Here is a 14,469-nt window from a genome sequence, read left to right as displayed (position 1 = left end):
TTGTCGGGCATGGCGGATGCCCCAACCGGACCGCCATTGGGCAGATCAATGGAAGACGCTGGCGCCCTGGTCTGCGGTTCCGGCATTGCGACGGAACGGCGCGAAGAGCTCGCGGCCCATGCCCCACTCATTGCCGGAAAGATCGGCGCGCGCAGGTTCGCGCTTGGACAACTCCGCTGCCGAGACCAGAACCTCGAGCGTGCCCGATACGGCATCGAGACGGATGATGTCACCATCTCGAATGAGCGAGATCGGCCCGCAATCGGAGGCTTCCGGCGTGACGTGAATAGCGGCGGGCACCTTGCCCGAAGCGCCGGACATACGGCCATCGGTGACAAGCGCCACCTTGAAACCGCGGTCCTGCAGCACGCCGAGCGGCGGGGTGAGCCGGTGCAGTTCCGGCATGCCATTGGCCTTCGGTCCCTGGAAGCGGACGACGGCGATGAAGTCGCGGTTCAGCTTGCCATCCTTGAAGGCATCTTGCAGTTCCTGCTGGTCGTGGAAGACGATGGCAGGGGCTTCGATGATGTGACGCTCTGGCTTCACCGCGGAAATCTTGATGACCGACTTGCCGAGATTGCCGGTCAGCATCTTCAGCCCGCCGGTTGGCTGGAACGGTGTTTCGATGCGGGAGAGAACCTTCGGATCGTGGCTCTCTTCGGGTGCTGCTTCACGCTGGATGGCGCCGTTTTCGCCAAGCTTGGCATCGATCGTATAGGCCTCAAGCCCGTGGCCGAAGACGGTGCGCACGTCATCATGCACGAAGCCCTGTTTCAGGAGCTGCTTGATGAGGAAGCCCATGCCGCCGGCCGCATGGAAATGGTTCACATCCGCAAGACCGTTCGGATAGACGCGTGCGAGAAGCGGCACGATGTCGGAGAGGTCGGAGATATCCTGCCAGGTCAGAATGATCCCGGCGGCGCGTGCCATGGCAATCAGGTGCATGGTGTGGTTGGTGGAACCGCCTGTCGCATGCAGACCGACCACGCCGTTGACCACGGAGCGCTCGTCGATCATCTCCCCGGCAGGGGTAAATTCGTTGCCCTGTGCGGTGATCGCCAGCGCCCGCCTCACAGCTTCCTTGGTCAGCGCATCGCGCAGCGGCGTGTTCGGATTGATGAAGGAGGAGCCAGGCATATGGAAGCCCATGATCTCCATCAGCATCTGGTTGGAATTGGCGGTGCCGTAGAAGGTGCAGGTGCCAGGACCGTGATAGGACTTGGACTCGGCCTCCAGCAGTTCCGCACGGCCTACCTTGCCTTCCGCATAAAGCTGGCGAATGCGCGACTTTTCGTCATTCGGAAGGCCGGTCGTCATCGGTCCGGCCGGAATGAAGACGGCCGGCAGATGGCCGAAGGTGAGTGCTGCGATCACCAGACCGGGGACGATCTTGTCGCAGACACCGAGGTAGACGGCAGCATCGAACATGTTGTGTGACAGGCCGATGCCGGCCGCCATGGCGATCGCATCGCGGGAAAACAGCGAAAGCTCCATCCCGGGCTGGCCCTGCGTGACGCCGTCGCACATGGCAGGCACTGCACCTGCCACCTGCGCAATGCCGCCTGCCTCTTTTGCCGCATCGCGAATGATCTGCGGAAAGACCTCGTAAGGCTGGTGGGCGGAAAGCATGTCGTTATAGGCGGTGATGACGCCGAGATTGGGAATTCGATCGCCGGCAAGGATCTCCTTGTCGGCGGGGGAACAGACGGCAAAGCCGTGCGCGAGGTTGCCACAGGACAGGGTGGAGCGGTGAACGCCCTTGGAGATCTGCAGCCGCAGCCGCTCGAGATAGATTTCGCGATAGGGTTTCGAACGTTCAACGATGCGGGCGGTAATGTCCTGAACGCGTGAGTCGGCAGCCATGGGCTTCATCCTGTCCTTCTGTTGAGCGTCGGCCACAGGCTTGGGAGACCGGGCCGACGATCATGTTTCATTCAAATGCCGGGCACCGCCGCCGCATGAATGCGGGACGTTATGGCGCCCAGTAGATATTGACCGTCGAATCCGCACGGTTCAGCACGGAGCGGATCGGCATTTCGTCCTCATCGAGATCGGACTGCGCCTTCTCCAACGTCTCCTTCTTCGCCGCACCTTCAATGTGCAGCACCAGGAAATGGGCGTCGTGAAGCGCCGCAAGGTTGAAGGTCAGCCTTTCCTCACCTGCATTTTCCGCAGCCATGGTCAGCACGGTGCGCGGCTCATCGAGATCGAGCGCTTCCTCGAGATTGTCGCCGCCGGGGAAGAAGGAGGCGGTATGTCCGTCGGTCCCCATGCCCAGAATGACGATATCGAACGGGTCGCAGATATCGGCGGTCCTCGCCGTTGCCAGCGTTGCCGCATCTTCAGGTGAGGCGGCAGACTGATAAAGCGGCACGAAATAGGCCGCCTTTGCTTCGTTCTGCAAAAGGTTCTCGGCGACCAGCTTGTGGTTGGAGCGGTCATTATCCGGCGGCACAAAACGTTCATCCACCAGCGTGATGCTGACGCGCGGCCATTCCAGCTGATGCTTGGAAAGCGTCTGGAAGAACAGTTTTGGCGTAGAGCCACCGGAGACGGCCATGCTGGCTGCCCCGCGTTCTTCGATGGCCGCTTTCAGATACGCAGCAACATCGCCTGCGAGCTTTTCGGCGAGTTCCGGGCCGTCATTGAAGATGTGCATGTTGGGTTCCATCCGCATCTTCCTTTAGTCGGCTTCATGCCAGGTACGACCGTCACGCTCGATCAGCGCGATTGCGCCGCTCGGTCCCCAGGTGCCGGAGGTGTAACCCTGCACGCCCTGGCCGACGGCTTCCCAGCTTTTCAGGATCGGATCGACCCAGTTCCATGCGGCTTCCACTTCGTCGCGACGCATGAAGAGCGTCTGGTTCGAGCGGATCGTATCCATCAACAGACGCTCATAGGCATCCGGGTTGCGCACGTTGAAGGCTTGGGCAAAGCTCATATCAAGCGACACCTGACGCAGGCGCATGCCGCCTGGACCCGGATCCTTGATAAGCAGCGACTGCTTGACGCCTTCGTCCGGCTGCAGTCGGATCACCAGCTTGTTGGCCTCGATCTTGCCGGCCGTATCGTCGAAGATCGAATGCGGGATCTGCTTGAAGGTGACGACGATTTCCGAAACGCGGGTTGCAAGGCGCTTGCCGGTGCGGATGTAGAAGGGCACGCCCGCCCAGCGCCAGTTGCCGATTTCCGCCTTGAGGGCGACGAAGGTTTCCGTGTTGGAAACGCCGCCTTCCAGCTCTTCCAGATAACCCTTGACCGCTCCGCCTGCCGAAGCGCCAGCGCGGTATTGTCCACGCACGGTGTTCTTCTCGACATTGGTTTGCGTGATGGGTTTCAGCGAGCGCAGAACCTTCAGCTTCTCGTCACGCACCGCTTCGGCGTTCATCGAGGAGGGGGGCTCCATTGCAACGAGGCAAAGCAGCTGAAGAATATGGTTCTGCACCATATCGCGAAGCGCGCCCGCCTTGTCATAGTAACCTGCACGACCTTCGAGCCCGACGGATTCCGCCACGGTGATCTGCACGTGGTCGATATGGGTGGAATTCCACAGCGGTTCAAAGAGCGCGTTGGCAAAGCGCAGAACCATGAGGTTCTGAACGGTTTCCTTGCCGAGATAATGGTCGATACGGAAGATCTGCTCTTCCTTGAAGACATTACCGAGCGTGTCGTTCAGCTCCAACGCGGAGGCGAGGTCACGTCCGATCGGCTTTTCCACCACGATGCGGGTGGATTTGGTGATCAGCTTGTGATCGCGGATCTTCGAGGCGATGTCGCCGAAAATTCCCGGTGCGACGGCAAGATAGAAAGCACGGATGCGATCCTTGCCTTCGTCGAGAAGCTTCTTCAGCTTGTCCCAGCCATCGTCGGACTTGGCATCGACGGGAATGTAGAAGAGGCGCGCGCAAAACTTGGCGACCTGCTCCTCGTCATATTCGCCGGACTTCAAATGCTCCTTCAGGGCATCCTGCGCAAACTTCCGGTATTCCTCATGCGTCATGACAGAGCGGGAAGCGCCGATGATGCGGGTCGGTTCGGTCAGCTGGCCTTCCACCTGGCGGTGGTAAAGGGCGGGCAGAAGCTTGCGTTCTGCCAGATCGCCGGTGCCGCCAAAGACGACGCAATCAAAGGGGTCAACGGGAATAATTTGACTGCTCATGTCGATTCTCTCGATCTCTACACGTTAGGGGCATCCATAATCTAATCGATTTAAAAATGCCAGAGTTGATGTACGAAAATAATGAATTTTGCTGCTGGCCCGTCATGCCGGCAGGTGTCCAATCGTTGCTTTTGCACAATGCGAAGGCAGACGCGTTCAAAACCTGTCCCGTAATGCATACCACGTCAGCGCCAGGAACAGGAGTGGCGCCCGCAGCGATGCACCACCTGGAAAGGATGGAACATCCAGCGCCGCGAACTGATCGAGTGCCCTGTCCTTATTGATCACCATGTCGGCGTAAAGCTTGCCGCAATAGTTGGAGAGCATCACACCATGTCCGGAATAGCCGCCGATGGAAAGCACACCCGGCATGACCTCGCGCACGAAGGGCTGGCGTGTCAGCGTAATGCCGACGGACCCGCCCCAGGCATGGGTCATCTCGATATTCGCGAGCGCGGGGTAGATTTCCGAAATCTGCTTGCGGATATGCTTGGAAATGTCACGCGGCGAGTCTGCGGTGTAGGCTTCGCGCCCGCCGAATAGCAGGCGGTTGTCCGGCGTCTTGCGAAAGTAGCGTACCACGAAGCGTGAATCCGCCACCGCTTCCTTGTCCGGAATGATGGATGGAAACTGATCGAGCGGTGCTGTCGCCCCAATGAAGGAGCGGATCGGCATCACATGCGCTGCGGTGACGGGCTCCAGATTGCCGATATAGGCATTGGTCGCAATCAGCACTCGAGTTGCGGTGATCGTTCCAGACGGCGTTTCGATCAGCGTCTTGCCGCCGGACTGACGGATAGACTTGGCCGGTGTCATTTCGAAGATATCGGCACCCGCCGCTTTCGTAGCCTTTGCCAGTCCCACCAGCAGTTTCAGCGGGTGAATATGACCGGTGCCGGTGTCGCGCGCGCCGCAATGATAATGCGACGATCCTAGTCGATCTGCGGTTTCTGCCTTCTCCATGAAGGCAATTTCCTCATAGCCATAGCGGCCCACCATGGCCTCGACGCTATCACGATAGCTCTTTTCATAGGCACGCTTATGCGAGACGTTCAACTGCCCCGGCTGGAACTCCATGTCGATCTGGTTGTCGCGGGCAAAGTCGAGCACATAGTGCTTGGCATTTTCCGCGAGATCGAACAGCGCCTTGGAGCGCTCAAAACCGATCTTTTCTTCAAGCTCGTCCGGCCAGGCGCGCTGACCGGTGCCGAACTGTCCGCCATTACGCCCCGACGCGCCATCGCCAAAGCGATGGGCCTCGATCAGGGTGACGGCAATGCCGGCGCGCGCCAGATTATAGGCCGCCTGAAGGCCGGTGAAGCCGCCGCCAATAATTGCGACATCGACCGTGCGCGAGCCATCCATCGTCGGATAGTCCGGACGCTCCGCAACAGTCTCCTGATACCATGAAACGCCTGGCGCTATCGGGCTCTGCCATGCCATATCGTTCACCTCACACGTTCAGCAGCAGGAACTCGCGCTCCCATGGGCTGATCACCTGCATGAAGGTTTCGAACTCGCCGCGTTTCAGGCCCGCATAAAGACCGACGAACTCGTTGCCGAAGATGCGTTCGAACTGCTGCTCCTGTTCCAGAAGTGCGACGGCTTCGAGCAGACCGCGTGGAAGCTCGATGGAGCCTTCATTGGCGGTCTCGTAGGTCGGCTCCGTCGGTTCGATATTGTTCATGATCCCAAGCCAGCCGCAGCCGAGCGACGCGGCAAGCGCGAGATACGGATTGGCATCGGAGCTCGGCAGCCGATTTTCCACGCGCCGTGCCTGCGGTCCGGAAATCGGCACGCGAAACGCCGTGGTGCGGTTGTCGTAACCCCAGGCATTGTTCACCGGGCAGGCCATATCCGGCGTCAGGCGACGATAAGAGTTCACGTAAGGCGCCAGCATCACCAACGCGTTCGGCACATAGCGCTGCATGCCGCCGACGAAGGAGAAGAACTCCTTCGACGGGGTGCCATCCTTGTTGGAAAACACGTTCTGGCCGGTCTCGATATCGATGACGGACTGGTGAATGTGCATCGCAGAACCGGGCTGAGCCTGCATGGGCTTCGCCATGAAGGTAGCATAGATGCCATGTTTCAGCGCGGCTTCGCGAATGGTCCGCTTGAAGAGAAACACCTGATCGGCAAGCTCCACCGGATCGCCATGGCGCAGGTTGATTTCCAGCTGCGCCGGACCCTCTTCATGGATGAGGGTGTCGATTTCCAGACCCTGCTTTTCCGAGAAGTGGTAAATATCGTCGATCAATTCGTCGAATTCGTTGATGCCGGCAATCGAATAGCTTTGGCCGCCGACGATGGAGCGACCGGAACGGCCCTTTGGCGGATGCAGCGGATAATCCGGGTCGTCATTCATCGCCACGAGATAGAACTCGATTTCCGGCGCGACCACCGGCTTCCAGCCCTTGTCCTGATAAAGAGACAGCACATTCTTCAAGACGTTGCGTGGCGTGTAGGAAACGGGTTTGCCTTCCTGGTCCACGACATCACAGATGACCTGTGCGGTCGGATCGCTTTCCCACGGTACGACGGAGAGCGTGGAAAGATCGGGCACCAGCTTCAGGTCGCTGTCGCGCGGCTCATAGCGGAAATTTGCGGTCTCGTCCGGATAATCGCCGGAAATGGTATGACGATAGAGCGCAGAGGGCAGCGCCAGCGAGGTGTCGCCGGTGAACTTTGCCGTCGGCATCATCTTGCCGCGTGCAACGCCTGCCAGATCGGGGGTGATGCATTCAATGTCTTCGATCCCGCGTACCTTCAACCATTGCGCCGCTTCGCGCCATGTGGAGACGCCGCGGGTAGAGGAGAGTTCAACGGGTGGTTTCTTCGCCATGGTTGCCGGTTTCTTCGGGCGGAGCATGGTTTTCTTGGGGGGCATAAATCACCGGTGTCTGTTTCGACTGGGGGCATAATAGTCAGACTTTGACAATTGGCGAGAGGGGAATGCGCATTGACAAGAAGCCTGACTTCGAAAAGAGGGAGTGCAACAAGGATAAGGAAAATCCATGACGGAAAAATGTGATGTGCTGATTTTGGGCGCGGGCGCCGCAGGCATGATGTGCGCCATCCGTGCCGGTCAGCGCGGCCGCTCCGTCATCATCCTCGATCATGCCAAGGCGCCGGGAGAGAAAATCCGCATCTCCGGCGGCGGGCGCTGCAACTTTACCAACATCCACGCCGGGCCGAAGAACTACCTGTCGCAAAACCCGCATTTCGCCAAATCGGCGCTCGCCCGCTACACGCCGCGCGATTTTCTCGATCTGGTGGAGAAGCACAAGATCGCCTGGCACGAGAAAACACTCGGCCAACTCTTCTGTGACGACAGCGCCAAAGACATCATTCGCATGCTGTTGACGGAGATGCAGGCCGGTGGTGTCAAGCTGCGGCTACAGACTGAGATCACATCGGTCGAGGGCATGGCAACAGGTGGCCTTCGCGTGGCGACCTCGCAAGGAGTGATCGAGGCAAAGAGCCTGGTCGTTGCCACTGGCGGCAAATCCATTCCCAAGATGGGCTCCACTGGCTTTGCTTACAAGCTTGCCGAGCAATTCGGGCTCCCTTTGGTCGAGCCGCGTCCCGGTCTGGTGCCGCTAACACTCGATCCGTCGCAGTTGGAGCGGCTGTCGCCTCTCTCCGGCGTTGCGGTCCCAGCCGATATCTCACACGGGAAAACGACGTTTCGCGAAGCGCTGCTCTTCACCCATCGCGGCTTGAGCGGTCCTTCCATATTGCAGATCTCATCCTATTGGCGGGAAGGCGATGCCATTCGCCTGAAGCTCGAGCCTGATATCGATATCACCGAGAAACTCAAGGCCGCCAAGAAAGCCAATGGCCGTCAATCCGCCCAGACGGCGCTTGGCGAGATTCTGCCGAAGCGGCTTGCGCAATATCTGGTGGAGCAATCGGGCCTTACCAGTCATCTCGCAGACCTTTCCGACAAGGCGCTGATGGCGCTCGCAGCCAGCGCGCAGGACTGGCAGATCAGGCCATCTGGCTCGGAAGGATACCGCACCGCCGAAGTCACGCTTGGCGGCGTTGACACTGGTTATCTCGATTCCAGAACCATGCAGGCCAAAGCTGTTCCGGGCCTCTATTTCATCGGTGAGGCCGTGGATGTTACGGGGTGGCTCGGCGGCTATAATTTCCAGTGGGCCTGGGCATCCGGTTACGCTGCAGGAGAGTCCGTTTAGGGCAAATCCCGTCAGCCTGCGTCCGCCGAATTTGCGCAAACGGCTTCCTCTGACGCATTCTGAGTGCAAAGCGGAAACCACTCTTGCCAGAAATGCTGCAACGCGGCGATGCTTTAACATCTTGTTAAGAGGCGCGAGTCATGCTGACCTCTATGCCAGCACAACGCGAGTTGGAACATGAGGTCTCGCTGGACGCCGGAACCCGGCATTGATCGGTCAAGTTTTTCGTTGGAAGCCGCTCATGATGATGTCCAGAAATCGCGCCCGCGCCGTCGCTATTGCCAGCACGCGCAATGACAACCTCCTCATTACCTTTCGCCTCAGCCTGATCGCGGCTGGCGCTCTGGCCGCCTTGATCGCAATCGCGTTCTGATCTGCGCCTGACGTTTTTAAAGGCTGAAACCATACGGGTTAAGATGCCCGGTACGCGAAATTCAGCATAGAATTTTTCCTCCGCTTCGCGGCGCGCCTTTGGACCTTGAGGTTCAGGTGTCTTGATCATGCCATAGGCGAGGTAGAGTCCGTGCATGGTTATCTCCGTTGATCGGTCGATCTGACTCTGCACTCAAATTTCTGCTTTATCTGCCGCCAGCATTGGCTTACGTTTTTCATTCATGAAAAACATCGGGTGGGATTCCTATCAGCTTTTCCTCGACGTTGCGCGTGGCGGCGGCCTGACGGGTGCGGCGGCCACATCGGGCCTCAGCCCGGCAACGATCGGTCGCAGAATGCTGGAACTTGAGCAACGGATCGGCAAGATTCTCTTCGTCAGAAGCCAGACGGGCTACGCCCTGACGGCAGATGGGCGCATGCTTCTCGACAATCTTCATGTCATGGAAGACGCCGCGGGTTCGATCGAAGGCTGGCGAAAATCCAGCGCGACCTCTTCGCTGGTGCGCGTTGCGCTCGGCACATGGAATGCTCAACTGATCATGAGCAATTTCTCCGCCATTTGCAGCGAGCGAGATCGCTTTCGCATCGATCTCTTCATCGCCGAACAGAGAGCAGCGCTGACCCATCGCGAGAACGATATCGGTATCCGCGCTTTCGAGCCGGAGGAGCGCAATCTCGCTGCGATCAAGACTGGCAATGTCGCCTACGCCGCCTACAGACTGCGCAATGCGCCGCAATCTTTGGCGGATCGCTGGATTGTCGTGGACAAAGAAAATGCGATTTCCGCCTATTTGCGCTGGCCGTATGAGGCGCGGGCGGAGCACGTCGTCGTCACCGTGAACAGGCCTTCAGGTCTGCGCGAACTGGTTCTGTCCGGTGCCGGTACAGCAGTGCTACCCTGCTTCATCGGCGATGCGGATACGCGGCTGGTGGGAGAGGGAGGAGAGATCGAAGAGCTCCGCCATCCACAGTGGCTGGTCATGAACAATGAAGACCGCCACCGCCGCGATATACGGACGGTGGCGGACCGAATGGTGAGGCTCATCAAGCAGCATTCCGACCTTTATGCCGGACGCGGCGTACCGGATTAGGCCGCAGCCTTGCTCTGCGCGACGATGACCGGAATCAGCAGATCGCCCCAGTTTCCGTCGCCGCCATGGTGGCGGGCGGAGCGGACGAGTTCGACGGAGATTCCCGCCTCGACCGCATTCATGACCGCTTGGTTGAGACGGTGCAGGTCGTTTGCCAGCATACGGATGGCAGCCTGTTGGTCCTGCGTCATGGCAGAGGACTGTTCTTCTGCCCGTTCTCTAACTCTCGAAATCGAAGCCATTGTCTTTCCTCCTCAAAGAGCATGCCGCGCAAAGCTTTTGAGCGGTTTGCGGATCACGACATGCGTTAAAACAAGTACCTGAAGCGTCTTATACTTCGGATGTTATTCTGCGGCCGGGCGGAACTGGTCGTGCTCGGTCGATTCCTTCATGGCGGTGGTGGATGAGGTGCCGCCGGAAATCGCGACGGAGACCGCGTCGAAATAGCCGGTGCCGACTTCGCGCTGGTGCTTGGTTGCGGTGTAGCCGTTGATTTCGGCGGCAAATTCCGCTTCCTGAAGCTCCGAATAGGCTGCCATCTGGCGATCCTTGTAGCCGCGTGCCAGTTCGAACATGCCGTAATTCAACTGGTGGAAACCGGCAAGTGTGATGAACTGGAACTTGTAGCCCATCGCTCCCAACTCGCGCTGGAACTTCGCAATGGTCGCATCGTCCAGGTGCTTCTTCCAGTTGAAGGACGGCGAGCAATTGTATGCAAGCTTCTTGCCCGGATGAACCTTGTGAACACCTTCGGCAAACTTGCGGGCCTGCTCCAGATCCGGCTTGGATGTTTCGCACCAGATCAGATCGCAATAGGGCGCGTAAGCATTGGCGCGGGCGATGCAGGGCTCCAGCCCGTTCTTCACCTGATAGAAACCTTCAACCGTGCGACCGGCATCGTAATCGACAAAGGGGCGGTCCCGCTCGTCGATATCGGATGTCAGAAGCTTTGCCGCTTCCGCGTCGGTTCTGGCAATGACGAGGGTCCCAACCCCCATGACGTCTGCCGCAAGGCGCGCTGCCGTCAGGTTGCGAATATGCGCCGCCGTCGGGATCAGAACCTTGCCGCCCAGATGGCCGCACTTCTTTTCCGATGCCAGCTGATCCTCATAGTGAACGCCCGCCGCGCCCGCCTCGATGAAGGCCTTCATGATTTCGAAGGCGTTGAGCGGACCGCCGAAGCCGGCTTCGGCATCGGCAACGATCGGCGCGAACCATGTATCGACAGAAAGACCTTTGCCTTCGGCAGTTTCGATCTGATCGGCGCGCTGAAGCGTGCGGTTGATGCGCTTGGCAAGTTCGGGTGCGGCATTCGCCGGATAGAGCGACTGGTCAGGATACATGGCGGATGCGGTGTTTGCGTCTGCCGCAACCTGCCAACCCGAAAGATAGATGGCCTTCAGACCGGCGCGAACCATCTGCATGGCCTGGTTGCCGGAAAGCGCACCGAGTGCATTGACGAAGCTTTCTTCGTTGATCAACTTCCAAAGGCGGTCGGCGCCCATTTCGGCCAGCGAATAGCGGATATCGACCGAGCCGCGCAGCTTCAAAACATCGTCCGCCGTGTAGGTGCGCTCAATGCCGTCGAAGCGTCCCTTCGGAGCATTTGGAACAAGCTTGTAAAAATCAGTCACATCTCTCTCCCGTATCTATGTGCTGTCACTTCCCGCTGCTTCTGCTTTGGATCGATAGCAGCGATCCGATGTGACTGAATTTACATTTATCGGTTTTCTATGGCTAGATGAAAAGGAAAAACAGTGACTTGAAACGGGTTATGCTGTATCGTCTTTGACAGATGTCTTTGTAAAAATGTAAATTTTGTAAAAGAGAAGAACGCTCGTCTTTTGTGAGCTTTTGTCAAAGGGGAGGGATGATGGCGGAAACCAAGATCTTTGCAGGGCCGCGTGTGCGCCGGGTGAGAAACGGCTTGGGCCTGACGCAGACCGCCATGGCGGAAGCGCTGTCAATCTCACCTTCCTATCTCAATCTGATCGAGCGCAACCAGCGTCCCTTGACGGTGCAACTGCTGCTGAAGCTCGCTTCAGTCTACAAGGTCGATCTCGACGACCTGCAAGGCGAAAGCGGCGGCACCGCCAGCCAGTTGCGGGAGATCTTCGCCGATCCGCTGCTGGCAGGGGAAATTCCCTCGCCACAGGAACTTGTCGAAGTGGCCGAAGCCGCACCCAACGCCGCCATGGGCGTGGTCAAGCTTTACCGGGCCTATAGCGAACAGGCCAAGCGCCTTAGCGATCTCTCCGACCTTCTGGCGCGCGAGGGTCATCAGACGACGCTCTCGGCCACACGCCTGCCGATCGACGAGGTCCGGCAGATATTCGAAAGCAGGCCTGCCCATTTCGCTCTTCTGGATGGCGCGGCGGAGAGCTTCCATGCGGCACTCGGAGCGAGCGACGATTTGACATCGGCTTTGAAATCCTGGTTGCAGAAGAACCACGGCATCATCGTGCGCAGCCTGCCGGTCCATGTCATGCCGAATCTGCGTCGCCGGTATGACCGGCACTCCATGCGTCTGTTTCTGTCCGAGCGGCTTTCGATGCATGACCAGCTTCGGGAACTGGCGATGGAAGTGTCTTTGCTCGCGCTGACGGATGAAATCTCGCAGGAGCTGGAGGCGCTTGCGCTTTCAAATGAAGAAGCAAAGCGCATCGCTCGTTTTGAACTCGCGCGCTATGCCGCCCACGCTTTGATGATGCCCTATGCCGCCTACCTGGCTGCGGCCCAGCGGGCGCGCTACGATATCGACGTGCTGCGCGCACGCTTCAACGTCTCCTTCGAACAGGCAGCCAATCGTCTTGTCTCATTGGCAAAGCCTGGATCGTCGGCAGTTCCCTTCTTCATGATGGAAACCGACAGTGCCGGAAACCGCTTTCGCAAGGCAGGCGCGCAGGGCTTTCCGCAGGCGAAATTCGGTGGTCTCTGTCCTAGGCTCAATATTCATGCGGCCTTCGCCCAGCCCGGGCAGATACTGGTTGAGAGTACGGAAATGCCGGACGGCGCTTCCTACATCACCATCTCACGCACGCTCGAAGGACCTCAGGCCGGTTTCGGGGAACGGGTGCGCCGTACGGCTTTGATGATCGTGACAGAAACGGCGCACGCGAAGGATATCGTCTATGGCGAAGCGCTCTCTGCGTCGACCAGCGCAGTCGCCATCGGACCGTCTTGCCGATTGTGTGAAAGACAGGGCTGCCTGTCGCGAGCGGAGGCACCGCTGACACGTCCGCTCGGTCTCGATGAAATGGTGACGGGCCTCAGCGTCTTCGATTTTCAATAACTTGGCACGAAAGACGCGCGATGCGGGGCTTTTGCGCAGGCCTACGACCGCCGCGTCGAGACGTCATCTGCCTGAAATTTTCGCACTGCACATTTCTGCTTGCGGAGGCTGATTTTCCTTCTTAGTCTCTGCCAAAACAAAGGGGTTTGCGCAGTTTCTCGTCATGCGCCACATCAGGAGAAATCATGAGTTATCGATCGCTTCGTTTCACCCTGGCTTTTGCCACGGCCGTTCTCTCTGCCGGCGCTGCCTTTGCCCAGGAAAAGGTCGTCCACGTCTATAACTGGTCCGATTATATCGACCCTTCGATCCTTGAGGACTTTACCAAGGAGACGGGCATCAAGGTCGTCTATGACGTTTATGACGGCAACGAAGTTCTGGAAACGAAGCTCTTGGCGGGGAATTCCGGCTATGATGTCGTGGCCCCCACATCGCCCTTCCTCGCACGCCAGATCAAGGCGGGCGTGTATCAGAAGCTCGACAAGTCCAAGCTTCCGAACCTGAAGAACATGTGGCCGGAAATTACCACGCGTCTGGCGCAGTACGACCCCGGCAACGAGTACGCCGTCAACTACATGTGGGGCACGACCGGCATCGGCTACAATGTCGCCAAGGTGAAGGCGGCTCTCGGTGACGTGAAGGTGGATAGCTGGGACATTCTGTTCAAGCCGGAAAACGCAAAGAAGCTGCAGTCCTGCGGCATCAATATTCTCGACGCATCGGACGAGACCTTTGCAATTGCCATGAACTATTTGGGCAAGAACCCGGACAGCAAGGAGACAGCCGATCTGGAAGCTGGCGGCGATGTTTACAAGGCGATCCGTCCCTATGTGAAGACGTTCAATTCCTCCGCCTATATCGATGAGCTTGCCAATGGCGATAGCTGCATCACCATCGGTTGGTCCGGTGACGTGCTGCAGGCCAAGACCCGCGCCGAGGAAGCCAAGAACGGCGTCGAGGTTAACTACGTCATTCCGAAGGAAGGCACCTATATCTGGATGGACTCCTTCGCCATTCCGGCCGATGCCAAGAATGTCGAAGAGGCACATGCCTTCATCAACTATATGATGAAGCCGGAAGTGGCTGCGAAGGCTTCTGACTTTGTTCAATACGCCAACGGTAATCTTGCGTCCCAGGCCCTGATGAACCCGGCGGTTGCGAAGAATCCTTCCGTTTATCCAGACGAGGCGACGATGAAGAAGCTCTTCACCATCTCGCCCTATGGGCCGCGTGAACAGCGCGTTTTGAACCGAGTCTGGACACAGATAAAGACCGGCACCTGATCGGATTTGACAAAGGGGCAGGCGGTGACAGTCTGCCCCTTTCACGTTC

12 protein-coding genes are annotated in these 14,469 nt (G+C 58.5%); 4 read left to right on the top strand and 8 right to left on the bottom strand.

The window, feature by feature from the left end; genetic code table 11:
• Nucleotides 1-45: 45 nt before the first annotated feature.
• The 5 genes from edd to ACTJK5_RS09880 all read right to left on the bottom strand — a co-directional run bounded on the left by edd (nt 46) and on the right by ACTJK5_RS09880 (nt 7,049).
• The gene (gene edd, locus ACTJK5_RS09900) at nt 46-1,863 is read right to left on the bottom strand and encodes a phosphogluconate dehydratase (protein WP_440612328.1); all 1,818 of its coding nucleotides are present in this window, start codon (nt 1,861-1,863) and stop codon (nt 46-48) included.
• Nucleotides 1,864-1,972: 109 nt separating this feature from the next.
• Nucleotides 1,973-2,671, bottom strand: coding sequence for a 6-phosphogluconolactonase (gene pgl, locus ACTJK5_RS09895; protein WP_440612327.1), 699 nt, complete (start codon nt 2,669-2,671; stop codon nt 1,973-1,975).
• Between the two features lie 12 nt (nt 2,672-2,683).
• The gene (zwf, locus tag ACTJK5_RS09890; RefSeq protein WP_062426036.1) at nt 2,684-4,159 is read right to left on the bottom strand and encodes a glucose-6-phosphate dehydrogenase; all 1,476 of its coding nucleotides are present in this window, start codon (nt 4,157-4,159) and stop codon (nt 2,684-2,686) included.
• Between the two features lie 156 nt (nt 4,160-4,315).
• Entirely contained in the window at nt 4,316-5,602 is a 1,287-nt protein-coding gene (locus ACTJK5_RS09885; RefSeq protein ID WP_440612326.1) for an NAD(P)/FAD-dependent oxidoreductase, read from the bottom strand.
• Nucleotides 5,603-5,612: 10 nt separating this feature from the next.
• Entirely contained in the window at nt 5,613-7,049 is a 1,437-nt protein-coding gene (locus ACTJK5_RS09880; RefSeq protein ID WP_062426035.1) for a glutamine synthetase family protein, read from the bottom strand.
• Nucleotides 7,050-7,176: 127 nt separating this feature from the next.
• Between ACTJK5_RS09880 and ACTJK5_RS09875 the strand changes: the two genes are divergently transcribed.
• Nucleotides 7,177-8,361, top strand: coding sequence for an NAD(P)/FAD-dependent oxidoreductase (locus tag ACTJK5_RS09875; RefSeq protein ID WP_440612325.1), 1,185 nt, complete (start codon nt 7,177-7,179; stop codon nt 8,359-8,361).
• 124 nt (nt 8,362-8,485) lie between these two features.
• Here the strand turns inward: ACTJK5_RS09875 and ACTJK5_RS09870 are convergent, their stop codons facing one another.
• Nucleotides 8,486-8,890 carry a hypothetical protein gene (locus tag ACTJK5_RS09870; protein WP_440612324.1) on the bottom strand — a complete coding sequence of 135 codons (405 nt, stop codon included), beginning with the start codon at nt 8,888-8,890 and terminating at the stop codon, nt 8,486-8,488.
• 85 nt (nt 8,891-8,975) lie between these two features.
• On the opposite strand from ACTJK5_RS09870, the gene ACTJK5_RS09865 reads away from it, so the two are divergent.
• Nucleotides 8,976-9,845, top strand: coding sequence for a LysR family transcriptional regulator (locus ACTJK5_RS09865; protein ID WP_440612323.1), 870 nt, complete (start codon nt 8,976-8,978; stop codon nt 9,843-9,845).
• Here the strand turns inward: ACTJK5_RS09865 and ACTJK5_RS09860 are convergent.
• Together ACTJK5_RS09860 and aceA are read right to left on the bottom strand one after the other, a co-directional pair.
• Nucleotides 9,842-10,087: an SMc00767 family acetate metabolism repressor gene (locus ACTJK5_RS09860; protein ID WP_062426031.1), complete on the bottom strand. Its 246-nt coding sequence runs from the start codon at nt 10,085-10,087 to the stop codon at nt 9,842-9,844. The genes ACTJK5_RS09865 and ACTJK5_RS09860 overlap by 4 nt on opposite strands.
• Before the next feature lie 102 nt (nt 10,088-10,189).
• Complete coding sequence (gene aceA / locus ACTJK5_RS09855) at nt 10,190-11,479, bottom strand: isocitrate lyase (RefSeq protein WP_440612322.1); 1,290 nt, start codon at nt 11,477-11,479, stop codon at nt 10,190-10,192.
• Between the two features lie 239 nt (nt 11,480-11,718).
• Here aceA and ACTJK5_RS09850 point away from each other — a divergent pair, with 239 nt between their 5' ends.
• Both ACTJK5_RS09850 and ACTJK5_RS09845 read left to right on the top strand, forming a co-directional pair.
• Nucleotides 11,719-13,137 carry a helix-turn-helix domain-containing protein gene (locus tag ACTJK5_RS09850; RefSeq protein WP_440612321.1) on the top strand — a complete coding sequence of 473 codons (1,419 nt, stop codon included), beginning with the start codon at nt 11,719-11,721 and terminating at the stop codon, nt 13,135-13,137.
• A 185-nt stretch (nt 13,138-13,322) separates the two neighbouring features.
• On the top strand, nt 13,323-14,420 hold the full coding sequence (locus ACTJK5_RS09845) for a polyamine ABC transporter substrate-binding protein (RefSeq protein WP_113259938.1): 1,098 nt from the start codon (nt 13,323-13,325) through the stop codon (nt 14,418-14,420).
• The last annotated feature ends 49 nt before the right edge of the window (nt 14,421-14,469 follow it).

The sequence above is a fragment of the Agrobacterium sp. 22094 genome (assembly GCF_052046015.1).
Lineage (GTDB): Bacteria > Pseudomonadota > Alphaproteobacteria > Rhizobiales > Rhizobiaceae > Agrobacterium > Agrobacterium cavarae.
The sequence above is the reverse complement of the archived record's forward strand: the minus strand, read 5'-3'. Positions and strand labels throughout refer to the sequence as shown.

Coding starts and splice junctions, on each gene's coding strand:
- ACTJK5_RS09845 (WP_113259938.1), top strand. CDS start 13,323: ATGAGTTATCGATCGCTTCGTTTCACCCTGGCTTTTGCCACGGCCGTT.
- zwf (WP_062426036.1), bottom strand. CDS start 4,159: ATGAGCAGTCAAATTATTCCCGTTGACCCCTTTGATTGCGTCGTCTTT.
- ACTJK5_RS09870 (WP_440612324.1), bottom strand. CDS start 8,890: ATGCACGGACTCTACCTCGCCTATGGCATGATCAAGACACCTGAACCT.
- edd (WP_440612328.1), bottom strand. CDS start 1,863: ATGGCTGCCGACTCACGCGTTCAGGACATTACCGCCCGCATCGTTGAA.
- ACTJK5_RS09865 (WP_440612323.1), top strand. CDS start 8,976: ATGAAAAACATCGGGTGGGATTCCTATCAGCTTTTCCTCGACGTTGCG.
- ACTJK5_RS09880 (WP_062426035.1), bottom strand. CDS start 7,049: ATGCCCCCCAAGAAAACCATGCTCCGCCCGAAGAAACCGGCAACCATG.
- pgl (WP_440612327.1), bottom strand. CDS start 2,671: ATGGAACCCAACATGCACATCTTCAATGACGGCCCGGAACTCGCCGAA.
- ACTJK5_RS09860 (WP_062426031.1), bottom strand. CDS start 10,087: ATGGCTTCGATTTCGAGAGTTAGAGAACGGGCAGAAGAACAGTCCTCT.
- ACTJK5_RS09885 (WP_440612326.1), bottom strand. CDS start 5,602: ATGGCATGGCAGAGCCCGATAGCGCCAGGCGTTTCATGGTATCAGGAG.
- ACTJK5_RS09875 (WP_440612325.1), top strand. CDS start 7,177: ATGACGGAAAAATGTGATGTGCTGATTTTGGGCGCGGGCGCCGCAGGC.
- ACTJK5_RS09850 (WP_440612321.1), top strand. CDS start 11,719: ATGGCGGAAACCAAGATCTTTGCAGGGCCGCGTGTGCGCCGGGTGAGA.